20 protein-coding genes are annotated in these 21073 nt (G+C 57.7%); 15 read left to right on the top strand and 5 right to left on the bottom strand.

Features of this window, described 5'->3' with window-relative positions; genetic code table 11:
* Window positions 1-72: 72 nt before the first annotated feature.
* Window positions 73-1089, top strand: a complete 1017-nt coding sequence (locus KB890_RS10960) for an Ldh family oxidoreductase (protein WP_020323864.1) — start codon at window positions 73-75, stop codon at window positions 1087-1089.
* A 118-nt stretch (window positions 1090-1207) separates the two neighbouring features.
* On the opposite strand, the gene KB890_RS10955 is transcribed toward KB890_RS10960, so the two are convergent.
* Together KB890_RS10955 and KB890_RS10950 are read right to left on the bottom strand one after the other, a co-directional pair.
* A complete protein-coding gene (locus tag KB890_RS10955; protein ID WP_020323862.1) occupies window positions 1208-2428 on the bottom strand; it encodes an amino acid deaminase in 1221 nt (406 codons plus the stop codon).
* A 43-nt stretch (window positions 2429-2471) separates the two neighbouring features.
* A complete protein-coding gene (locus tag KB890_RS10950) occupies window positions 2472-2651 on the bottom strand; it encodes a hypothetical protein (protein ID WP_020323845.1) in 180 nt (59 codons plus the stop codon).
* Here KB890_RS10950 and KB890_RS10945 point away from each other — a divergent pair.
* From KB890_RS10945 to KB890_RS10925, 5 genes are all read left to right on the top strand, one after another.
* Window positions 2629-4068 carry an N-acyl-D-amino-acid deacylase family protein gene (locus KB890_RS10945; protein ID WP_002887553.1) on the top strand — a complete coding sequence of 480 codons (1440 nt, stop codon included), beginning with the start codon at window positions 2629-2631 and terminating at the stop codon, window positions 4066-4068. The two genes, KB890_RS10950 and KB890_RS10945, sit on opposite strands and share 23 nt — an antisense overlap.
* A gap of 10 nt (window positions 4069-4078) precedes the next feature.
* The gene (locus tag KB890_RS10940) at window positions 4079-4471 is read left to right on the top strand and encodes a RidA family protein (protein WP_002887555.1); all 393 of its coding nucleotides are present in this window, start codon (window positions 4079-4081) and stop codon (window positions 4469-4471) included.
* Window positions 4472-4656: 185 nt separating this feature from the next.
* Window positions 4657-6144, top strand: coding sequence for a sodium:solute symporter family protein (locus KB890_RS10935; protein ID WP_004182852.1), 1488 nt, complete (start codon window positions 4657-4659; stop codon window positions 6142-6144).
* 9 nt (window positions 6145-6153) lie between these two features.
* Window positions 6154-7026 carry a 2-dehydro-3-deoxygalactonokinase gene (locus tag KB890_RS10930; protein WP_004178519.1) on the top strand — a complete coding sequence of 291 codons (873 nt, stop codon included), beginning with the start codon at window positions 6154-6156 and terminating at the stop codon, window positions 7024-7026.
* Complete coding sequence (locus KB890_RS10925) at window positions 7013-7612, top strand: 2-dehydro-3-deoxy-6-phosphogalactonate aldolase (protein WP_004146077.1); 600 nt, start codon at window positions 7013-7015, stop codon at window positions 7610-7612. Before KB890_RS10930 ends, KB890_RS10925 begins: the two co-directional genes overlap by 14 nt.
* On the opposite strand, the gene KB890_RS10920 is transcribed toward KB890_RS10925, so the two are convergent.
* Window positions 7609-8472: a MurR/RpiR family transcriptional regulator gene (locus tag KB890_RS10920; protein WP_004177525.1), complete on the bottom strand. Its 864-nt coding sequence runs from the start codon at window positions 8470-8472 to the stop codon at window positions 7609-7611. The genes KB890_RS10925 and KB890_RS10920 overlap by 4 nt on opposite strands.
* Before the next feature lie 69 nt (window positions 8473-8541).
* On the bottom strand, window positions 8542-9075 hold the full coding sequence (locus KB890_RS10915; RefSeq protein ID WP_022631196.1) for a GNAT family N-acetyltransferase: 534 nt from the start codon (window positions 9073-9075) through the stop codon (window positions 8542-8544).
* A 32-nt stretch (window positions 9076-9107) separates the two neighbouring features.
* Here KB890_RS10915 and KB890_RS10910 point away from each other — a divergent pair, with 32 nt between their 5' ends.
* From KB890_RS10910 to KB890_RS10870, 9 genes are all read left to right on the top strand, one after another.
* The gene (locus tag KB890_RS10910) at window positions 9108-9929 is read left to right on the top strand and encodes a GNAT family N-acetyltransferase (RefSeq protein WP_020323868.1); all 822 of its coding nucleotides are present in this window, start codon (window positions 9108-9110) and stop codon (window positions 9927-9929) included.
* A gap of 108 nt (window positions 9930-10037) precedes the next feature.
* On the top strand, window positions 10038-12803 hold the full coding sequence (locus tag KB890_RS10905) for a sigma 54-interacting transcriptional regulator (protein WP_020323858.1): 2766 nt from the start codon (window positions 10038-10040) through the stop codon (window positions 12801-12803).
* A gap of 100 nt (window positions 12804-12903) precedes the next feature.
* Window positions 12904-13326, top strand: a complete 423-nt coding sequence (locus KB890_RS10900) for a PTS sugar transporter subunit IIA (protein WP_002887606.1) — start codon at window positions 12904-12906, stop codon at window positions 13324-13326.
* Window positions 13327-13340: 14 nt separating this feature from the next.
* Window positions 13341-13811: a PTS sugar transporter subunit IIB gene (locus KB890_RS10895; protein ID WP_002887607.1), complete on the top strand. Its 471-nt coding sequence runs from the start codon at window positions 13341-13343 to the stop codon at window positions 13809-13811.
* A gap of 16 nt (window positions 13812-13827) precedes the next feature.
* On the top strand, window positions 13828-14607 hold the full coding sequence (locus KB890_RS10890; protein ID WP_020323851.1) for a PTS mannose/fructose/sorbose/N-acetylgalactosamine transporter subunit IIC: 780 nt from the start codon (window positions 13828-13830) through the stop codon (window positions 14605-14607).
* Window positions 14585-15436 (top strand): PTS system mannose/fructose/sorbose family transporter subunit IID, encoded by an 852-nt coding sequence (locus tag KB890_RS10885; RefSeq protein WP_004146068.1) that lies wholly within the window; start codon window positions 14585-14587, stop codon window positions 15434-15436. The genes KB890_RS10890 and KB890_RS10885 overlap by 23 nt, the downstream gene beginning before the upstream one ends.
* 12 nt (window positions 15437-15448) lie before the next feature.
* On the top strand, window positions 15449-16510 hold the full coding sequence (locus KB890_RS10880; RefSeq protein ID WP_004177511.1) for an SIS domain-containing protein: 1062 nt from the start codon (window positions 15449-15451) through the stop codon (window positions 16508-16510).
* A gap of 17 nt (window positions 16511-16527) precedes the next feature.
* The gene (locus KB890_RS10875; RefSeq protein ID WP_015959384.1) at window positions 16528-17538 is read left to right on the top strand and encodes an SIS domain-containing protein; all 1011 of its coding nucleotides are present in this window, start codon (window positions 16528-16530) and stop codon (window positions 17536-17538) included.
* Window positions 17539-17671: 133 nt separating this feature from the next.
* A complete protein-coding gene (locus KB890_RS10870) occupies window positions 17672-18616 on the top strand; it encodes an Rpn family recombination-promoting nuclease/putative transposase (protein WP_020323860.1) in 945 nt (314 codons plus the stop codon).
* Between the two features lie 54 nt (window positions 18617-18670).
* On the opposite strand, the gene opgB is transcribed toward KB890_RS10870, so the two are convergent.
* Window positions 18671-20962, bottom strand: a complete 2292-nt coding sequence (gene opgB, locus KB890_RS10865; protein ID WP_020323861.1) for a phosphatidylglycerol--membrane-oligosaccharide glycerophosphotransferase — start codon at window positions 20960-20962, stop codon at window positions 18671-18673.
* Window positions 20963-21073 lie beyond the last annotated feature (111 nt).

Genomic DNA, 21073 nt, shown 5'->3' with positions numbered 1-21073 from the left:
CTACTGGGGCGCGCGCAGCTGCCTGCCGCAGGCTAACTTTAGCGGAGACGAAGAAGAGTAAAGGAGAACAGTATGGAGTCGGTAACTCTATCGTTACCTGAAGCTTATGACCTGGCGCTGCAGGTACTCAGCGCCAATGGATTTAGCGCCGACCACGCGGCGGCGATTGCCCGCAATGTGACCGCCGGGGAGCGCGACGGCTGCGCTTCCCACGGCCTGTGGCGGCTGTTGGGCATTGTCGATACCCTGCGCAAAGGTAAGGTATCGCCCGATGCCGAGCCGCAGATCCATGACCAGGCGCCGGGGATTGCGCGGGCGGACGCCGGGGGCGCTTTTTCACTGCTGGCCTACGAGCGCGCGCTGCCGCTGCTGCTGGAGAAGGCGCGCCACAATGGCATTGCGGCGCTGGCAATTAATCGCTGCGTTCATTTTTCCGCGCTGTTTGCCGATATTGAGCCGTTGACCGAGGCAGGGCTGGTGGGGCTGGCCTGCACGCCAAGCCACGCCTGGGTCGCCCCGGCGGGCGGCACACGTCCGCTGTTCGGCACCAACCCCATCGCCTTCGGCTGGCCGCGGCAGGATAAGCCGCCGTTTATTGTTGATATGGCGACCAGCGCCGCGGCGCGCGGCGAGATCCAGCTGCATCAGCGCGCCGGCAAAGCGCTACCGGAAGGCTGGGGAATCGACAGTCAGGGACAGCCAACGACCGATGCCGCAGAGGTGCTGAACGGCGCGATGTTGACTTTCGGCGGCCATAAGGGCTCGGCGCTGGCGGCAATGGTTGAGCTGTTGGCCGGGCCGCTTATCGGCGATATGACCAGCGCCGAATCGCTGGCGTGGGATAACGGCGCGGGCGGTCTCCCCTACGGCGGCGAGCTGATTCTGGCGCTGGATCCGCAGCGTTTTCTCGGCGCACAGGCACCAGAGCAGCTGGCGCGCGCCGAAACGCTGTTCATGGGTATGCAGGAACAAGGGGCGCGGCTGCCGGGCGAGCGGCGTTTTGCCTGCCGCCAGCAGAGTGAACGGCAGGGGGTCATTATCAGTCGTTCATTGCATGATGAGATTTGCGCCTTGCGCCAGGGCGGGTAAGGCGCGAAGCGCCGCTACCCGATACATCCCCCGGCTCGCGCTACGCTTAGCCGGGCTACCGAACGTCGCGGGTTGTGTAGCCCGGGTAAGGTGCGAAGCGCCGCTATCCGGATGCCTGTCAAAACAGCGTGTCGAGCTCGTCCAGCACGTTGTAGTCGTCATCGACCAGCAGCAACGTCTTCCACTTATCAAAGGTCAGACACGGGTGCGAGGTGCCGAACAGCAGAATATCGCCGACCTGCACATCGCTGCCCGGCGCCAGGCGCAGCATACAATGCTGATCCATGATGCCGGTGCTGACGATCGACTCCGCGCGCAGCGCTAACTGCTGGCCATTACGATAATGGGCGATCGGCTGCGGCAGCCCGGCGTCGAAAGCGCAGTCGCGCTTGCCGAAATTCACTACCGCGCGATCCGCCTCCGGCACCGATTGCACCATCGCCATCAGCTCCAGCGCTGAAGTGAGATCGCCGGCGAGATCGCAGGCAATCGGATCGCGGGCGATCAGCGCTTGTTGGGCGAGATCGTAGATCCCGCGATCGTGGGTGATATAACAGCCAGGGCGGATGACGATACGGCAGCGGCGCGGTTTTGCCGCCGCCAGCCAGATGTTGCACACCACGTCATACCAGACGGTGCCCGCGCCGGTGAGAATAAATTCGCCGTCAACCAGCGGCTCCATGCGGCAGGCAAGCGCCGCGGCCTGCTGTAACAGCGCTTCCACCTGCGGTTGCGGATCGTCGCCGTGCAGCACTCCTTCATACAATTCCAGTCCGCGTAGCCGTAACCCCGGCAGATCGCTTACCCGCTGCGCCAGCGCCAGCGCGTCATCAACGCTACGACAACCGCAGCGCCCGCCGGGCACGCCAAGTTCAATCAGCACATCCAGCGTTTGTCCCTGGTCTGCGAAGAATGCGGAGAGGGTGCGCACGTTGACCTCGCTATCGACGCAGCAGATAAAATCCACCGCCCGATAGTGGGCTTTTAGCTGCGCGACCACCTGCATATTGGCTTTGCCGACCAGCTGATTGACCATCAGGACGCGTTGGATGCCGCTGGCCATTGCCGCGCTAGCCTGCCAGGCGCTGCCCACGCCGATCCCCCACGCCCCCGCTCGCTGCTGCGCCTGAAATATCCATGGCGTCATTGTCGTTTTACCATGCGGCGCCAGCGATACGCCGCGGGCGTCGGCGTAGCGCTGCATCCATGAAATATTATTTTCCAGCGCCGACTTTTTTAGCAGCGCGGCGGGTAGACAGACCTCTTCCGCCAGCAGATTAGCCGGCGCGGACATGAGGGCGGATTTGTGCGGGATGATCGGTGCTGAATGGTATTTCATAACACTATCCTTTCAGGTTTTATAATCGGTTAGTCGCTGGGTATCATTTATAACTATTTGATAAATATATTTTTAATATAAAAATGTCATTCGTTTTGAATAAAAGTATCACAAAACGATCTGAGTTTTGCGTAGTTTTCCACTGTTTTTTGCGCTTGTAAATGGTTAACTTATCGGCATGTCGAAAGGGAGTAATTGCTATGAAAGTTGACTGGCTTTTCAAAAACGTCACGGTGATCGACGGGAGCGGCGGGCCGCAATACCGTGCTGATGTGGCGGTGAAGGGCGATCGAATTATGGCTATCGCCCCGGCGCTGGACGTTGCGGCGGAGCAGGTGATTGATGGCCAGGGGCGGGTACTGGCGCCGGGCTTTATTGATGTGCATACCCATGATGATATCAACGTGATCCGCATGCCGGAGTACTTGCCGAAGCTCAGCCAGGGGGTGACGACGGTGATCGTCGGCAACTGCGGGATCAGTGCGGCGACCGCCACCATGCGGGGGGAAGTGCCGGACCCGATGAATCTCCTCGGCGAGCAGCAACACTTTATCTATCCCACCGTGGAGGCTTATGCCCATGCGGTGGAGGCGGCGCGACCGTCGCTGAACGTCGGCACGTTAATCGGTCACACCGCGCTGCGCAATAACCATATGGACGATCTGTTTCGTCCGGCGAACGAGACGGAAATCGCCGGCATGCGCGTACAGCTACGCGATGCGCTGCGCCAGGGAGCATTAGGGCTCAGTACCGGGCTGGCCTACGCCAGCGCCTTCCAGTCGACCACCGAGGAGGTGATGGCGCTGGCGGAAGAGCTGGCGGCCGGGAAGGGCGTCTATACCACCCATTTACGTTCAGAGTTTGAGCCGATTCTCGAGGCGCTGGACGAAGCCTTCCGTATTGGCCGTCACGGCAACGTGCCGGTGGTGGTTTCGCACCACAAGTGCGCCGGGGCAAAAAACTGGGGGCGTACCAAAGAGACGCTGGCGTTTTTCGATGAGATGCGCCAGCAGCAGGATATCGCCTGCGACTGTTATCCCTATTCAGCCAGCTCATCGACGCTGGATATGAAACAGGTGACCGACGAGTTTGATATCGTGATTACCTGGTCCGAAGCGCAGCCGGAGCAGGCGGGGAAAACGCTGCAGCAGATCGCCGATGAGTGGCAGGTGAGCCTGCACGACGCCGCGGCGCGGCTGATGCCGGCGGGCGCTATTTATCACAACATGGATGAGCAGGACGTACGGCGGGTGATGCGCTATCCGGTCACCATGATTGGCTCTGACGGGCTGCCGAACGATCCGATGCCGCATCCGCGCCTGTGGGGCGCCTTCCCGCGGGTGCTCGGCCACTATAGCCGCGACGAGCAGCTATTCCCGCTGACTACCGCGGTACACAAGATGACCGGGCTGTCGGCGGCGCGCTTCCAGCTGGCGGATCGCGGGCTGGTGAAAATTGGCTACTTTGCCGACCTGGTGCTGTTTGACCCGCAGACGGTGCGCGATGTCGCCAGTTTCTCCGACCCGAAACGACCGGCGGACGGCATTGAGGCGGTGATGGTCAACGGCGTGATGAGCTACGGCAGTGATAAGAAAATTACCGGACGGGCAGGGCGTTTCCTGCGTCGTCGGATGGACTAAGGAGTTGAGTATGAGTATCAAGCGTTATGGCGTAGAAGGTGGTACCGGTACCGGCGGGCAGCACCTACCGTTCGCGCGGGCGGTGGAAGCGGGAGGCTGGCTGTACGTTTCCGGCCAGACGCCGATGAAAAATGGCGAAGTCGTGGAAGGCGGGATTGTCGACCAGTCGCGTCTGGCGATTCAGAACTGCGTAGATATCATGACCGAAGCGGGCTACACCCTGGCCGACGTGGTGCATGTTAAAGTGATCCTCACCGATGCGCGCTATTTTCAGTCGTTCAATAAGGTATTTCGCGAGTTCTTTGGCGACAACCCGCCTGCCCGCATCTGCTGCGTAGCGGACCTGGTGGTGGATTGTAAAGTCGAAGTGGATGTGACCTGTTTTAACGCTGCGCGACAATAACGCTCGAAACCTAAAATAAATCCCTCCCTTTGCGGGAGGGAGCATCAAAAAAGTGTGATATCGGCACCAGAGTGAATAAATAAATCGGTGCCACTGGGTTCGCTATGCCTTTTTTCAGGCATGGTTCCTGTTAACTCATAATATTCAGCGGCACGAATATTATTTATTACGTCTGGATGTGAGCCATGAATAATATGTCATTTATGATTTGGTTTTCCGTTTATGCCTGCGCGATGATTACCTTAGGCTGGTACGTTTCGCGCAAACAGAAAACCGGCGAAGACTTTTTACTTGGCGGTCGTTCGCTGCCGATGATCCTCACTCTCGGTTCGACGGTCGGCACCATGGTGGGGACCGGCTCCAGCGTCGGCGCCGTCGGCTTTGGCTACAGCAACGGCTGGGCCGGGATGCTTTACGGCCTCGGCGGCGCGGTGGGGATCCTGCTGGTGGCATGGTTATTTGCACCGGTACGTAAACTTCGCTTCATGACCATGAGTGAAGAAATGTCGTATTACACCGGCGGCAGTAAAATTATTAAAAACCTCGTCGCGATACTTATTTTTATTGCCTCTATCGGCTGGCTGGGGGCGCATATATTAGGCGGCGGATTATATCTGGCGTGGGCCAGCGGCATTGATATTAATGTCGCGAAAATTATTATCGCACTGGCTTTTGTGGTTTATGTCGGTATCGGCGGCTATTCCGCAGTGGTGTGGATCGATACCATTCAATCGATCGTGCTGTTCGTGGGCTTTATTTTAATGGCGATACTGGCGGTTCATCACGTTGGCGGCTGGAGCCATATTCAGCAGGCCGTCGATCCGGCGGCGCAAAGCCTGTTCGCGGTCGATAAATTAGGCGTGCTGCCGGCGCTATCATTGGCGATGGTGATCGGCGTCGGCGTGCTGGCGACGCCTTCTTATCGCCAGCGTATTTACTCGGCGAAGACCGTCTCTTCGGTACGCCACTCTTTCACGATTACCGGCCTGCTGTATCTGGGATTCTCCTTCCTGCCGGCGATCATCGGTATGGCGGTATGGACCATGAACCCGCAGTTGGAGAACAGCGGCTTCGCCTTCTTGTTTGCCACCCAGGTGCTGCCGCCGGTGCTGGCGATGGCGATCCTGATTGCCGGCATGTCGGCCAATATGTCTTCCGGCAGCTCTGATGCCATCGCCGCGGTGTCCATTATGCTGCGCGACCTCTACACCCTGGTGACCGGCCATATGCCCGCGCCGGAGAAAGCGATTCGCCTGTCGCGGATCTTCCTGGTTCTGGTGATTGCGCTGGCGCTGCTGTTTGCCCTGACCTCCAACGACATCATCAGCTACATCACCAAAATGATCTCGATGATTATGTCCGGGATGTTTATCTGCACCATGCTTGGCCGTTTCTGGACACGCTTTAACTGGCAGGGCGCGGTCGCCGCGCTGGCCGGCGGCGCCGGGGCATCGGTTGCGGTGCTGGTGGATAGCGACTGGCTGGCGTTCTGGGGCAACCCGTGTATTCCGGCGGTGCTGACGAGCCTGGTGGCCTCGGTTGTGGTGACGTTACTGACCCCGGCCAGCAGCATGAGCCGCGAGCAGGCGCTGGAGATGATTACCCGCGAGCGTGAAAGCCGCCCAACGCCGCCGCCGCTGCCGATTGGCAAACGTCATACCTCACGCGGGTAAGGGGCAATCATGAACGAGTATATTGCCGTCGATTGGGGCTCCACCCAGCTGCGGGCATGGCGGATGCGTGATGGCGAATGCATCGACAAGCTGAAACTGCCCTGCGGCGTCACGCGTCTGAACGGGCAGCGCGCCGAAGCGGTATTTCAGCAGCAGCTGGCGCCGTGGCGCGGCGACCCCGCGCTGCCGGTGGTGATGGCGGGCATGATCGGCAGCGATGCCGGTTGGCAACCGGTGCCTTATCTGGCCTGCCCGCTGGCGCTGGAGGCGCTCAACGGTCAGTTATATGAGGTGGCGGAAAAAGTGTGGATCGTGCCGGGGCTGAAAGTGGCGCAGGCTGCAGATTACGACGTAATGCGCGGTGAAGAAACGCAGCTGCTGGGCGCCTGGCAACTGATGCCCGCGGAGTGTTACGTGATGCCCGGCACCCACTGCAAATGGGTGCAGGTGCAAAACGGCGTGGTGCGCCAGTTCGCCACGGCGATGACCGGCGAACTGCATCACCTGCTGCTTAACCATTCGCTGCTCGGCCAGCAATTGCCTGCGCAGTTGCCGGATGAAGCCGCTTTCGCCCTCGGTATGGAAAAAGGGTTAAATCAGCCGGCGTTATTGTCCGGGCTTTTTAGCGCCCGCGCCGCGCGGGTGTTAGGCGCGCTGGCGGCGACTTCGGTGAGCGATTATCTCTCCGGGCTGTTGATTGGCGCGGAGGTGGCGACATTCAGCGAACGCTATCGCGCCAGCCGCGTGGTGCTGGTTGGTGAGCACTCGCTTAGCGCCCGTTATCAGCAGGCGATGGCGGCGCGTGGGCTGGCCGTTTCCTGTTGCTCCGGCGAGGCGGCGTTTCTTTCGGGTATAGCGAGGATGATTGATGGACAAGATTAAGCTGGTGGCGATTTTACGCGGCATTCAACCCGCTGAGGCGGCAGATCATATTGAGACGCTAATAAATGCAGGCTTTCGCTATATCGAAATCCCGCTCAATTCGCCGGACTGGCAGCAAAGTATTCCGGCGATGGTGCGTCAGTTTGGCGAGCGGGCGATGATTGGCGCGGGAACGGTGCTGAAGGTTGAACAGGTTGATTTTCTCGCTGAAGCCGGGGCGAAACTTATCGTGACGCCCAATACGGCCCCGGCGGTGATCCGCCGCGCGGTAGATAAGGGGATGCTGGTGTGCGCCGGCTGCGCGACGGCCTCCGAGGCGTTTAGCGCGCTGGATGCCGGGGCGCAATGGCTGAAAATCTTTCCGTCATCAGCATTCGGCGCGGACTATATTCGCGCGCTGAAAGCGGTGTTGCCGCCGGAGGTGCCGGTGCTGGCGGTCGGCGGCGTGACGCCGGAAAATCTGGCGACCTGGATACAGGCGGGGTGCGCCGGTGCCGGTCTGGGCAGCGATCTTTATCGCGCCGGACAGGCCGTGGAACGTACCCGCGAGCAGGCGGAGAGGTTTATCTCCGCCAGTAAAAGTTAGTCCCCCAGCGGCTGCCGATCGACGCCGCCGCGGTGGCTGTCGAGCGCCAGCTTAATACGGCGTAATTTGCCTTTTGCCTGGGTTTTGTTGGCCATCGCCAGTTCGGTGGCCAGCACATCGACCATCGCCAGCATCGCGTAACGGGAAGTGCTGGGCTTAAAGATATAGTCGTTCTCCCGTACCAGCAGCGGTAGCACCAGATCCGCCTGTTCAGCCAGCGGCGTTCCGGCGGGGGTAATCGCAATAACCTTCGCGCCGTACTGGCTGGCAATCGCCGCGCTCTCGATGATTTCCCGGGTATAGCCGCCCAGAGACAGCACGATCACCACATCCTGCGGCGTCACCGCCGAGCTCATCATGCGTACCAGCAGACCATCGCTCTGGCTGACTACCGGCAGACCGAGGCGAAACAGGCGATACTGAATTTCCTGAGCGCAGATGGTCGAACCGCCGCCCATCCCCAGGGCGAGGATCTGCCGCGCATCGCTCAGCCAGCTCACCGCGCGCTTCAGCGCCTCGATATCCAGCGCCCGCCGGTTGGTCTCCAGTACGCTGATGATTGACTCATAGATCCCCTGGACGCCTTCGAGATCCGGAACATCGAGGATAAACCGCTGGCCGACCGCAAGAGATTGCGCAAGCTTCATCTTCAGCTCTCGGACGTCTTTACAGCCGAGCGCCCGGGCAAAACGGGTGACCGAAGCCTGGCTGGTTTGCGTCAGACGCGCTATCTCGGCGATGGGCAGCTCCGCCGCCGCCGCGACATCATCGAGAATAAACTGCGCAATGCGTTTTTCGGTCGCCGTGAGTTCCACAAAGCGATCGGTTATGCAGGAAATAATATCGATTGACCAGGACATACGGTAACAACGGGTAAGTTTTGAATGGTACTTTGTACCATATTGCGCCGCTGAAATCAGTGCTGAAGTCTACAACGCCAGGCGCATGGCGCAGCGCGACTCGGGCGGCAGGCCGTGCCGGGTCTCCTGTTCCCTTTTTGCCGCCAGCCCGGCGGGCAGGGTCAGCTCATCGAGCATGGCGAATCCCAGACGGGTATAAAACGGCGCATTCCACGGCACCTCGCGGAAGGTGGTGAGGGTTACCGCCGGGTAGCCCATCTGCCGTGCGCTCTCGATAACCCGCTCCAGCAGCATTCGGCCGATGCCCTGTTGCTGCCAGGCCTGGTGGACGGCGACTTCGACGATAAATAACGCATCGTCGAACGGTTCGGTCAGAATAAAGCCAACGGGTTGCCCGGCGGCTACCGCCAGCAGGCTATGCTCCGTTTCCAGATAATCATGATGGCGCGCAACGCTAATCACCTCGCTGTCCGCCAGCCAGGCGAGAGAAGGGATCTGGCGAAATGCCTGGGCGGCAGAACGTTCAATGGCGGGCAGAAGGGCGATATCGCTCTCCTGAGTCAGGCGTAATACGGCACCGGCAGTTATAGTGGTAGTTTTCATCACCTCAGCATAGCAGCCTTCGGGAGAAAAGTATGGAGCTGACCGCCGTTCCCGCCACGCAGTTCAGCAGCGTGCAGTTAACGGATATTCTCAACGCCTGTTTTGAAGCCTACCTGGTGCCTGTTACCCAGTCGGTAGAGGGATTTGTTCAGCGTTTTAGCGCCGAGGGGATGAGCCTGGTCGATTCCCGCGTCTGGCTGGCCGGAGATGAACCGGCGGCGATCGCGATCGTCGCGCGCCGGGGGAGTGCCGCTCGCCTGGCGGCCTTTGCCCTGCGCCCGGCCTGGCGCGGCAAAGGCCTGGGCCGGAAACTGATGCAGGAGCTGCTGATGCTTTTGCAACAGCAGGGGATCGAGACGGTATTCCTGGAGGTGATCCGCGATAACCATGCGGCCGTCGCGCTGTATCAGTCGCTGGGCTTTACGCGACGCTATGGGCTCTGCGGCTACCTGAGTACAGAACTTCTGCCCCCGGTGCCGGGCGTATTGCAGCTTTATCCCACCCTGTCCCTGCTTCGGCGCGCCATTGAGGAGAGTAACAGCCAGCTTCCCTGGCTGCTGGATCCGCTTACCTTCGCCACTCTGCCATGTCAGGTCGTGACGCTGGAACAGCGCGCCTTCGCGGTTCTAACGACGGCGGGCTCGCGCCCTGTACTGTCGTTTTTGTGGGTGGAGCCCGCCGCCCGCCGCCAGGGGCTGGCGCGTGAGCTGCTGATGGCGCTGGCGCAGCAGTTCCCGGGCATTGGTACTTCGGTGACGGTCCCGGAAACTTTTACGCCGCTGTTTGCCGCGGCCGGATATACGCCGCTCTCGCTGCAGCAGTATGAAATGACGATGGATCTGGCCGACGCGTAGTCGGCTTAGCCAGGAGTGTGCGCTGGACCGCAAAAAACAGCATGGGCCGTCGATAAGCCTCTCTTTTCCCGCATCATATCCCTTCGTAATGGCGAAGAGGGGGATGCGATGCGTAAAACGGAACTGTTGGCTTTTTTGCAAAATCAGACCGATTTTTTCGATCCGGATAACCTGAGCGAGGTCTTTACCGCCAGCTGGCTGGCCCGGCGTTTCGCGATGCAAAGAAATACCGCCAGCCATTATCTCAATCAGCTGGTCGCTCAGGACGTGCTGGTGAAAATCAACACCCGGCCGGTCTATTTTCTGCATAAAAAAGCCTTTTGCCAGCAGTTCTACCCGCTTTCCCGCAGTGAGTATGCCAGCATGGCGGAGTTACTCGCGGAGAGCGACCGCCAGCCGGAGCAGGCGGACCATTTTTCGTTGCTGACCGGGCATGACGGCAGCCTGCGTAAACCGATTGAGCAGATGAAAACCGCGCTGTTTTATCCTAACGGCGGGCTACCGCTGCTTATTACCGGCGATAGCGGGACCGGCAAAAGCTATATGGCTGAGCTGATGCATGAGTTCGCCATCGCCCAGGGGCTGCTGGCGCCCGATGCCCCCTTTGTGAGCTTTAACTGCGCGCAGTATGCGAGTAATCCGGAGCTGCTGGCCGCCAACCTGTTTGGCTACGTCAAAGGCGCGTTTACCGGTGCGCAGAGCGATAAAGCGGGGGCGTTTGAGGCGGCAAACGGCGGGATGCTGTTTCTCGATGAGGTCCATCGCCTGGATGCTCAGGGACAGGAGAAGCTGTTCACCTGGCTGGATCGTAAGGAGATCTACCGGGTGGGGGAGACCGCGCAAGGCTTGCCGATTTCGCTGCGGTTGGTGTTTGCCACCACCGAAGATATTCACAGCACTTTTCTCACCACCTTCCTGCGCCGAATTCCGATCCTGGTTAGCTTGCCCGATCTTCAACACCGTAGCCGCGAGGAGAAGGAGGCGCTAACGCTACAGTTTTTCTGGCAGGAGGCGCGCACGCTTGCCGCCCGGCTGCAACTAACGCCGCGACTGTTGCAGGTCCTGACGCAGTATGTTTATCGGGGCAACGTCGGCGAGCTGAAGAATGTGGTGAAGTACGCCGTGGCGTCAGCCTGGGCCAGGTCTCCGGGCCGCGAAATGTTGACCGTGACGCTGCACGATCTGCCGGAAAATGTCATGGCCGCGACGCCAGCGCTCAGCGAAGCGATGGGCCAGCAGGAGCCGCTGCTTATCGAGCCGCAGACCAGCCTGGTCTGGCTGCTGCGCGCGCGCGACCCGGTACAGGGGCTGATCTATGACGTTCAGTGTCGGGTTCTGGCGCAGTATGAAGCGGTGCTGAATAAAAAAACGGTCTGGGAAGAGGCGCAAAGGAGCATGGGGGAAGAGATTGAAACCCTCTTCGATCGGTTGATCTTTGATAATCATGACTCCAGTAGCTCGCAGATGCTGCTGCTGATCGCTCATCAGGTTCGGGAGGAGTATTATCGCCTGGAAAAGCGCTTCAATATCCAGTTTAACGGCAACTGCCTCTACGCGCTGAGCCACTACCTGATCCACCGATCCCGACAGGCGCAGTCCACGATAAACAATGAAAAAGCCCGCCAGCTGGAGGACTTCCTGGTACAGAAGTTTCCGCTGCTGTATCGCTTTTGCGAAGCGATCCTCGGTGCGTTGACGCTGAAGCTGGATATTGAACCCCAGCGTATCGACCTGCTGCTGTTAGTGCTGTGGTTCCACAAGAATGGCGCCATCAGCCAGCAGCAGGTGACCCGGGCGATAATTCTCGCTCACGGTTACGCTACCGCCAGCAGCATCGCCAACGTGGCGAACCGCTTGCTGAAAAGCCAGCTCTTTGAGTCATTCGATATGCCGCTGGACGTGACGCCGGAGGCTATCGCTAACCAGGTGATGGCCTACATAGAGAGCCATGCCCTGGCATCAGGATTGATAATCCTGGTCGACATGGGATCGCTGAACGCCATTCACCGCCATTTTAATCGTCGCCTGAGTACGCCGATGGCGATCATCAACAATGTCTCCACCGGTATGGCGATGTACGTCGGGGAGCGCATTTTGCAGGGCGTTATGCTGGAAGATATCGTCCGCGAGATCGGCGATGACCTTGCGGTTGAGCACCAGCTCTATTACCCGCAAACCGATAAGCCGCGGGCGATTTTAACCACCTGCGCGACCGGTCTGGGCGCGGCGGCGAATCTGTCGGCGCTGTTAAAAGCCAGCATTCCTGAAGCGCTTGGCATTGATATTGTGGCCTGCGATGTGGAGACCCTTGCCGATCCCGCGCGACGGGAGCCGATGCTAAGCCGCTATGAGGTGCTGGCGATCGTCGGTACCCTGGATCCGCATCTTGCCGATCTACCATGGATCTCGCTGGATTCGCTGATCTCTGGCGAAGGGAGTCGTCCGCTGATGCGCATTTTTGGCGAACTGGCGACGGCGGAGCAGGTCAGCGAGATCAACAACCTGATCCTGAAAAACTTTTCGCTGCGCCGGGTGATCGAGTCGGTGACGATCCTCGATACGGCTAAGGTGATCAACCAGGTTGAGCAGTTTTTGCTGCGCTATGAGCATCTGGCCGGGCGCGATGTACCTAACGATCGTAAGGTCGCGCTGTATGTGCATATCAGCTGTCTGATAGAGCGATTAATTCGTCACGCTTCCCCAGCCCAATACACTGGAGGGCAGTGTCCGGATCGCGAGCTGGCTACGCTACGCGAGGCCTTTAGTGTCATAGAGAGCGGGTATAGTGTCAAAATTCCCGTTGTAGAGCTCTGCTACATTCACGATATCCTGACGCGGGAAACAGAATTTATTCAGGAAGATCAAGACTTTTAACACATCTCTTCTTTTTTATCCTTGCGTTAGCCGACGCGCCACTGTTTCTGGCACGTCGGTTGCAATTAAGAAAGCAGTGGAATGCGCTTTCGAGGTAAGGATGAAACGACACTATATTTTTGCCAGCCATGGCAGCTTTGCTAACGGTTTGTTGAACTCCGTGGAACTGATCCTCGGTAAACAACCCGACATACATACCTTGTGTGCCTACGTGGAAGAAGAGGTCGATCTGACGCAGCAGGTGGAAGCGCTAGTGGCGCGTTTCCCGGCGCAGGATGAGCTGATCGTGATTACGGATATTTTTGCCGGTAGCGTGAATAACGAGTTTGTTCGTTTTTTATCTCGCCCACATTTCCATTTATTATCCGGTTTAAATCTGCCGTTAATTATTGACTTGCTGATTTCCGCAGCCGAAGACAATACCGAAAAATTAATTACCGAGGCATTAACAAACGCCAAAGAGAGCATTCAGTACTGCAATCAAACGATTGCCAGCGCGATGACTATGGATAAAGACTTCTGAAATGAGGAAGCATGATGATTACATTATTAAGGGTAGACCATCGATTACTTCACGGCCAGGTGGCCTTTTCCTGGACCCAATATGTCGGCGCCGATTGTATTTTAATCGCCAACGATAGCGTCCCTGGCGATGAGTTGCGGAAAACCACCATTAAGCTTGCCAAACCGCCCTCGGTGAAGCTGGTGATTAAAAATATAAATGATTCTATTGAGGCAATAAAAAGCGGGGTTACCGATAAATATAATTTATTTATTGTTGTGGAGTCGGTTAATGACGCCTGGCGTATTGCCAGCGCCATCGACGAAATAAAAAGCATAAATCTTGGCGGAATAAAGGCTAAAGAGGGCAGTAAAAATATCTCTAAGGCGATTAATTTACTGCCGACAGAAATAGAACAGCTACAACAACTGGTGGGCAAGGGCGTCGAAGTGGAGATTCGCCAGGTCCCGAACGATCGCAAACAGCTTTTTGCGGAATGCGTGTAATTCCGGAGGACAGATTATGGTAGAGGCTCTCTTACTGGGTCTGGTGGCGTTTATCGCGCAATCGGAATATGCCTTAGGGACGTCGCTAATTTCACGGCCTATCGTCACCGGGCTGTTGACCGGGCTGGTGCTGGGGGATGTACAGACCGGCGTCATTATGGGCGCGACGCTGGAGCTGGCGTTTATCGGCTCTTTCTCCGTTGGCGCCTCGATCCCGCCCGACGTGGTGACCGGCGGTATTCTCGGCGTGGCGTTCGCCATTACCTCTGGCGCAGGCACAGAAACGGCGTTGCTGCTTGGCCTGCCTATCGCCACGCTGACTTTGATCCTGAAAAACATCTATCTGGGGATGTTCATTCCAATGCTTAGCCAGAAGGCGGACGGGTATGCGGAACGGGCGGATCTCCGCGGCATTGAGCGGATGCATTTGATTGCCGGATTCGGCCTGTCGCTGATGCTTGCCGCGGTGGTCACCGTCTCATTCCTGGTTGGCAGCAACGCGGTGAAATCCCTGCTCGATACGATCCCGGAATTTATCAAACATGGGCTCAGCGTCGCCACCGGCATCATCCCGGCCCTCGGCTTCGCGATGCTCGCCAGGCTGCTGATTAACAAGAAAGTGGCGCCGTATTTTTTCCTCGGTTTTGTGCTGATGGCCTATTTGAAAATCCCGGTGACCGGTATCGCCATTCTCGGCGCTATCGTGGCGGTGGTCATGGTTAACGTCACCGCATTGAATTCACCTCGTATCACGACAGAACAAGGAGGCAGCGATGACGACGAAGATGATTTCTGAAGAGACCCTGCAGCCGCAGGCGCAGGAAGAAACCCGGATTACGCCGCGCGATTTACGCCGGGTGTTCTGGCGCTCTTTCCAGATGGAGTTCTCGTGGAACTATGAGCGGCAGATGAATCTCGCCTTTGTTTACGCGTTGATCCCGGTGCTGAAGAAGCTCTATCCGCGCAGAGAGGAGCTGGCCGCAGCGCTGAAGCGGCATCTGGTTTTTTTCAATACCACGCCGCATATCGTCACCCTGCTGCTGGGGATCACCACGGCGATGGAAGAGAAAAACAGTCAGCAGAAAAACATGGATGCCACTGCGATTGATAACGTCAAAGCCTCACTGATGGGACCGTTAGCCGGGCTGGGTGACTCTTTCTTTTGGGGGACGCTGCGCCTCATCGCCACCGGGATCGGCACCAGCCTGGCGCTGAAGGGCAACATCCTCGGGCCGATCCTGTTTCTGCTGGTGTTTAACGTGCCGCACATTCTGGTGCGCTGGTGTTTTACCCGCTGGGGCTACGTACTGGGCACCGGGGTCCTGCAGCGGATCCAGAAGAGCGGAATGATGGAGAGCCTGACCTACGGGGCGTCGATTATCGGTCTGATGGTAGTCGGGGCGATGACCGCTTCAATGATCGATATCACCATTCCTCTCTCCTTCGGCGCCGGGGAGGCCAAAACCCAGGTACAGGACATTATCAACGACATTCTGCCCTGCATGCTGCCGTTGGTGAGTTTTGGCATCGTCTACTGGCTACTGGGACGGAAAGTTAAACCGCTCTCAATTATTGGCGGCATGGCGCTGGTGGGCATTCTGGGTTCGTGGATCGGATTGTTTTAACGGGAGTGAGCTATGCGACCAACAATGATGACATATATCAGTGAAGAGCCAGCCTGCCTGGCGCAGATCCTGCGCGAGTACCGGCAAAAGCTGGCGCCGATTGAAACCTTCGCCCGCCAGCACCCGGTACGGCGGATATTATTGCTCGCGACCGGATCGTCGCTGAATGCCGCGCTGTGCGCGCGCTATTTCTTTGAGCAACGCTTCGGTGTGCTGCTTGACATTAAAGAGCCGTACAACTTCACCCATTACGACGCGATCGACCCGCATGCCGATCTGGTGGTGGCGATTTCACAGAGCGGAAAAAGCGCGTCGACGCTGGAGGCGATGCGTAAGGTACAGGCTTCCGGCAAGTCGGTTTTCGCCCTGACCTCAGATCCGCAAAGCCCGATAGGAGGCGCCAGCGATGGCGTTCTGGATATTAATACCGGGATCGAGAGCGTAGGGTTTGTGACCCGCGGCTTTAGCGCGACGGTGCTCAACCTGTTGCTGATAGCGCTGATCATTGCTCGTAAGCAGGAGAAAGCCAGCGAGGTCGAGGAGCAGCACTATCTCGCTGAATTGCAGCGGCTGGTAGCGGCGATCCCGGAGGTTATCGTCCGCACCTCGCGCTTTATTGACCGCCATAGCGAAACGCTGCGGAGCGGCGAGCGCTTTGTCGCCACCGGCTACGGCGCGCTGGTTGGCGTGGCGAAGGAGTTCGAAACCAAATTTACCGAGACGGTGCGCGTGCCTTCCAGCGGCTTTGAGCTGGAAGCCTATATGCATGGCCCCTATCTGGAAGCCAATGCCCGCCATGTGATGCTGTTTATTGAAGATACGCCGGACGCGCGAACCCGGGCGCTGCGCGACTATCTGGCGCCGTCCATTGGCCGGGCCTTTACCCTGACGCTGGGTGACGAAGAGGATGCTCAAACGCTGGCGCTAAACTGTCCGTGCGAGCATCACCTGGCGCCTCTGCTGCTGATTGTCCCAGTGCAGATGCTCGCCTGGCATACCGCAGGACTGAAAGGCATCGATCTGGCTAAACGTATTTTCGACGATTTTGACCGCGTCTTAAAAAGTAAAATCTGAATATTCAGGAGAAAACTATGTTGGGTTTTAATCAGGACGAGTACCTGACCAGTGCTCGCGAGATCATCGCTGCGCGTAAACAGGCTGAAACCGTAGCCGACGATATTTATGACAGCGGCTGTAGCGCATTATTTTTTGCTTCGGTAGGTGGTTCCCTGGCGCCGATGATGGCAATTAATGAATTTGCCAAAGAATTAACCAGCGTGCCGGTATATCTTGAACAGGCCGCGGAGTTAATCCATCGCGGACATAAAAAATTAAATAAAGATGCGGTTGTCGTTACGTTATCTAAATCCGGCGATACCAAAGAGTCGGTCGCCATTGCCGAATGGTGCAAGGCACAGGGGATCCGCGTGGTAGCTATTACTCGTCACGCCGACTCGCCATTGGCTGCCGCCGCCAGCTGGCATATTCCGATGTGCCACAAAAATGGCGTGGAATATGAATATATGCTGCTGTACTGGTTATTCTTCCGCGTCATTTTTCGTCACGGCGAGTTTGCTGATTATGCGCGATTTGCCAGCCAGCTCGAGTTACTGCCGGAAAATCTCCTGCAGGCGAAACGCCAGTTCGATCCCCGAGCGGATAGCATTGCCGCGCAATACCATGACTGCGACTATATGATGTGGATTGGCGGCGCGGAAATGTGGGGCGAGGTCTATCTGTTCTCAATGTGTATTCTCGAAGAGATGCAGTGGAAGCGGACGAAGTCGGTGAGCTCCGCTGAATTTTTCCACGGCACCCTGGAGCTGCTGGAAAAAGAGGTTCCGCTGTTTCTGGTGAAAGGCGAGGGGAGATGCCGGGCGCTGGACGAACGCGTCGAGCGTTTTGCCGAAAAAATAACTGACCATCTGGTGGTTATCGACCCGCGCGACTATCCGCTGAACGGCATTGATGACGCGTTCCGCTGGGTTATGGCGCCGTGCGTGGTGTCCACCCTGCTGGTGGACCGGCTGGCGGCCCACTTTGAACACCATACCGGCCACGACCTCAATATCCGCCGTTACTACCGGCAGTTTGATTACTAAGCCGTGTTGATGGCGGCCAGCCGGGCTGGCCGCCATGCTATTCTCCGAGGCGCTTCCCAGAAAATTGTCGTCAAACCCAACCGGGTAAAAACCGGTGATAGAGTCCGGCTTACCTTCTCTTTCAGGCAAGCGGATGGCCATGAAAAAATGGATGACCTCGACGCCGCACGATGCGGTCTTTAAGCGATTTCTTCGTCACCCGGAGACAGCGACTGATTTCCTCACCCTCTACCTTCCCGAAGCGATCCGTCAGCGGTGCGATTTCTCTACCCTGAGGCTGCAATCGGCGAGCTTTATCGATGAGGATCTGCGCGCCTGGTATTCAGATGTCCTCTGGTCGGTGCAGACCACCTGCGGCACGGGGTATGTTTACGTGGTGATAGAGCACCAGAGCTCACCGGATAGCCATATGGCCTTTCGCCTGATGCGCTATGCGATTGCCGCAATGCAGCGCCACCTGGATGCCGGGCACAAAACGCTGCCGCTGGTGGTGCCGATGCTTTTTTATCACGGTGCAACCAGTCCGTATCCTTTTTCCCTCAACTGGCTGGATGAATTTGCCGACCCGCAGCTGGCGAAGACGCTGTATGGCTGTCAGTTTCCATTGATCGACGTGACGGTGATGCCGGACGATGACATCGTGCAACATCGGCGAGTCGCCTTGCTGGAGCTGATGCAAAAACATATTCGCCAGCGCGATCTCAGCGGCATAACGGAGTCGTTGGCGGCCGTTGTGATGCTGGGATACACTAACCGTCGGCAGTTGAGAATGCTGTTTCACTATATGCTGCAGTACGGTAATACGGCCGAGCCGGGCGTGTTTCTCCGCCGGCTGGCCCGCCGTCTGCCACAGTATGAGGAGACATTGATGTCTATCGCGCAAAAGCTTAAGCAGGAAGGTCGGCAACAAGGCCGACTGGAAGGCCGGGAAGAAGGGCACCTGGAGGGCTTGCAGGAAGGCAGCCGACGCGAGGCGCTGCGCATTGCCGGCAGTATGTTACAGAATGGCCTCGACAAAGAGATGGTACAGAAGATCACCGGACTGTCGGCTGATGAACTACAGCCGCTGTGTGGTTAACGTCCTGCCACGACAACCGCTGCCCGGCGCGAAAATTCGCCGGGCAGGATTGCGTTAGCCTTCGCTTTTCACCACTTTGATCTCCACCATGCCGATCCCCAACTGACGCGGGGAGTGGCCGAGGATATTGCCCTCGTTAGTGGTTTGCGGGTCCGGCGGGGTGATGATCAGCGTGTTGCTGCGCGTTGGGTTGTCAAAATGCAGCGTCGTGGTAGTCACGTCATTATCCAGAGTGAGCACTTGCTCACTTTCTCCAACTCGCACCGGAATCGGCTTATTGGCGTTTGGGCCATAAGCTTTGGCGGTGATCACCAGATCAAATTTCTCCGGCAGCGGCTCTTTATATTCAATCTTCACGTCGCTGCCCAACTGAGCATTGGACCACCGCCCCCACGACTCGGGACGCGAAATACCGCTGAACTGTTTAACCTCTTCCGGGGCGCCAGCGACGTTAAACACGAAGCTGTCGGCCTTATAGCGAATATCGTTGTCGACAATTTTCAGCGTATCGACGTTGCCCTTATAGCGCTCCATATCAATAAGGGTGTCCCTGAAGGCGGTCTTGTCGTGCCACTGTGGCTTATCAACGTGCTGGACCTTCTGCTCACCCCCCAGCTGTCCCTGCGAGACGCACCAGTCGGTGGAGAGCGCCAGCTCAGGCGACCACAGCTGGCCCATTTTATAGCAGCGATCGACCCACACGAAATTATCCCGTGGCGCGAAATCGGCCAGCTGGAAGCGCAGCGGCGCAGAGTATTCACTCTCCGGCAGCGGTTCTACGCGCTGGTCAGATACCCGCAGCAGCAGCGGCAGACGGAAATGGCTGCCGGAGAAAGCGATCATATTTTTCTGCGAGTCGATGGTGAAATTCTTCATTTCTTTGGGGAAATTCCACAGGCGGATCACGTCAGGCTTCCATGCCAGGACTTTCTCTTTCATATTCATGAAAATACCGGAGAGCGACTGGCCGGAGAGGCTGCTACGCCCGAGGCCGATATAGTTATCGCCGCCGAGAATATCCAGCACCGTCGCGCCGTTATCCATGGTGTTGCGTTTCACCGCCAGGGTCTCCTGCTGCGGTTTATCGCCGCGCAGGACGAAGAACAGATTGCTGCGATCGTGCTTGTTGAGATAATCCCAGGCGCTGTTCTTCATGGCCAGGTGATCGGAAGAGACCACGATGACCGTGTTTTTGAAATAGGGTGAGGCTTTAATCTTCTCTATCAGCGCGGCGATATGTTCCTGACTGCAGCTAACGGCGCTGAAAGAGAGGTTTTTCTTGCCGTCCACATCATAGCGTTTACGCTCGCAGGTGCGTGAGATAAAACCGTCGGGATGGTGGGTATCCACCGTCAGGGCGAAGAGCGAGAAGCGTTTCCCGGACTGCGACAGCTCTTCGAATTTTTTCCAGGTCTCGTCGAGCACAGTGTCGTCATAGAAGCCCCAGTCGTTGCGGTAGGTAGGATCCGCCACCGTAGTTTTTAGCTCTTCCGCCCCGTACAGATGATCGAAGCCGTGGGATTTAAGAAACACGTCTTTGCCGGCAAAGCGCAGGTTAGCCCCCTGCACAAAGTAATTCTCGTAACCGGAGTTCTTCAGAATATCGCCAAGGCAAATATTCTGTGGAAAGAAGCTGGAGACTGAGGCTGAGGCATTACCTTCGAACGGCGCGAACAGCGGAATGCCGCACTGTGAGGCGACCATGCCGGCGATAGTGTAATCGGTCCCCGGCAGCTGCATGGTATTGCTGAAATCAATGGCCTCATCTTTAATTCTGCCAAGCTCAGGGGTGAGGTTGGGAAAGGCGTCGTTATCAAAATAGGTGCGCTCGAGACTTTCGCCATAGATATAGACCAGGTTCAGCTGCGGATTGTCGATTTGCTTCGACGGCTCTTTATAGTACGCGGCAAAGTCTGGATCGCCCTCGCGTGACTGGGATTTCACCAGCTCGCTGATCTGATGGAAGGCCGGGCTGGCATCAACGGAGGCCAGCGCCAGCAGTAGCGCCGCCAGGCTGTAACCGACGTGATGAGGATGATGCCGACGGCGGCGCAGCACCCAGCCGAGGGCGCCAAAGACGGCGACCAGTGCGACGGCCACGCCGACCCCCGGCAGTATATATTTGCCGATCCCGGCGCCGGTCAGGCTGTTGGTCAGAGTGTAGAGTACCGCGTCGTTGATGCCGTCGCCGGTGAAGTAGTCACTGGCGTAGAGGGTGATATTCAGCACCACGAACAGGCCTAACACCGTGAGCGTGGCGGCAAACCACCAGGTGTTACGACCCGCTTTCCAGGCATACAGCACCACCGAAGCTAAAAATAAGGCGATGGATAACAACTCTGACACAGCTCATCCTCATTAATGCCAGTTATCGGCTGGCAGAACAGATTACTTTTCAAGCCCCACTGTAATTGCAGCGCCATCTTGCTGCAATTCTAGCGTCATGAAAGTGTGCAG

The sequence above is a fragment of the Klebsiella sp. P1954 genome, from assembly GCF_018199955.1.
In the GTDB taxonomy this organism is placed as follows: domain Bacteria; phylum Pseudomonadota; class Gammaproteobacteria; order Enterobacterales; family Enterobacteriaceae; genus Klebsiella; species Klebsiella pneumoniae.
Note: the sequence above shows the minus strand (reverse complement) of the source record. Positions and strands in the feature narration are given on the sequence as shown.

What these genes read in the sequence shown, in the direction of transcription:
- KB890_RS10915 (WP_022631196.1), bottom strand. Translation starts at nt 9,075, where the DNA reads ATGAAAACTACCACTATAACTGCCGGTGCCGTATTACGCCTGACTCAG.
- KB890_RS10925 (WP_004146077.1), top strand. Translation starts at nt 7,013, where the DNA reads ATGGACAAGATTAAGCTGGTGGCGATTTTACGCGGCATTCAACCCGCT.
- KB890_RS10870 (WP_020323860.1), top strand. Translation starts at nt 17,672, where the DNA reads ATGGCCATGAAAAAATGGATGACCTCGACGCCGCACGATGCGGTCTTT.
- KB890_RS10960 (WP_020323864.1), top strand. Translation starts at nt 73, where the DNA reads ATGGAGTCGGTAACTCTATCGTTACCTGAAGCTTATGACCTGGCGCTG.
- KB890_RS10890 (WP_020323851.1), top strand. Translation starts at nt 13,828, where the DNA reads ATGGTAGAGGCTCTCTTACTGGGTCTGGTGGCGTTTATCGCGCAATCG.
- KB890_RS10905 (WP_020323858.1), top strand. Translation starts at nt 10,038, where the DNA reads ATGCGTAAAACGGAACTGTTGGCTTTTTTGCAAAATCAGACCGATTTT.
- KB890_RS10900 (WP_002887606.1), top strand. Translation starts at nt 12,904, where the DNA reads ATGAAACGACACTATATTTTTGCCAGCCATGGCAGCTTTGCTAACGGT.
- KB890_RS10885 (WP_004146068.1), top strand. Translation starts at nt 14,585, where the DNA reads ATGACGACGAAGATGATTTCTGAAGAGACCCTGCAGCCGCAGGCGCAG.
- KB890_RS10880 (WP_004177511.1), top strand. Translation starts at nt 15,449, where the DNA reads ATGCGACCAACAATGATGACATATATCAGTGAAGAGCCAGCCTGCCTG.
- KB890_RS10935 (WP_004182852.1), top strand. Translation starts at nt 4,657, where the DNA reads ATGAATAATATGTCATTTATGATTTGGTTTTCCGTTTATGCCTGCGCG.
- KB890_RS10955 (WP_020323862.1), bottom strand. Translation starts at nt 2,428, where the DNA reads ATGAAATACCATTCAGCACCGATCATCCCGCACAAATCCGCCCTCATG.
- KB890_RS10940 (WP_002887555.1), top strand. Translation starts at nt 4,079, where the DNA reads ATGAGTATCAAGCGTTATGGCGTAGAAGGTGGTACCGGTACCGGCGGG.
- KB890_RS10875 (WP_015959384.1), top strand. Translation starts at nt 16,528, where the DNA reads ATGTTGGGTTTTAATCAGGACGAGTACCTGACCAGTGCTCGCGAGATC.
- KB890_RS10910 (WP_020323868.1), top strand. Translation starts at nt 9,108, where the DNA reads ATGGAGCTGACCGCCGTTCCCGCCACGCAGTTCAGCAGCGTGCAGTTA.
- KB890_RS10945 (WP_002887553.1), top strand. Translation starts at nt 2,629, where the DNA reads ATGAAAGTTGACTGGCTTTTCAAAAACGTCACGGTGATCGACGGGAGC.
- KB890_RS10930 (WP_004178519.1), top strand. Translation starts at nt 6,154, where the DNA reads ATGAACGAGTATATTGCCGTCGATTGGGGCTCCACCCAGCTGCGGGCA.
- KB890_RS10895 (WP_002887607.1), top strand. Translation starts at nt 13,341, where the DNA reads ATGATTACATTATTAAGGGTAGACCATCGATTACTTCACGGCCAGGTG.
- KB890_RS10920 (WP_004177525.1), bottom strand. Translation starts at nt 8,472, where the DNA reads ATGTCCTGGTCAATCGATATTATTTCCTGCATAACCGATCGCTTTGTG.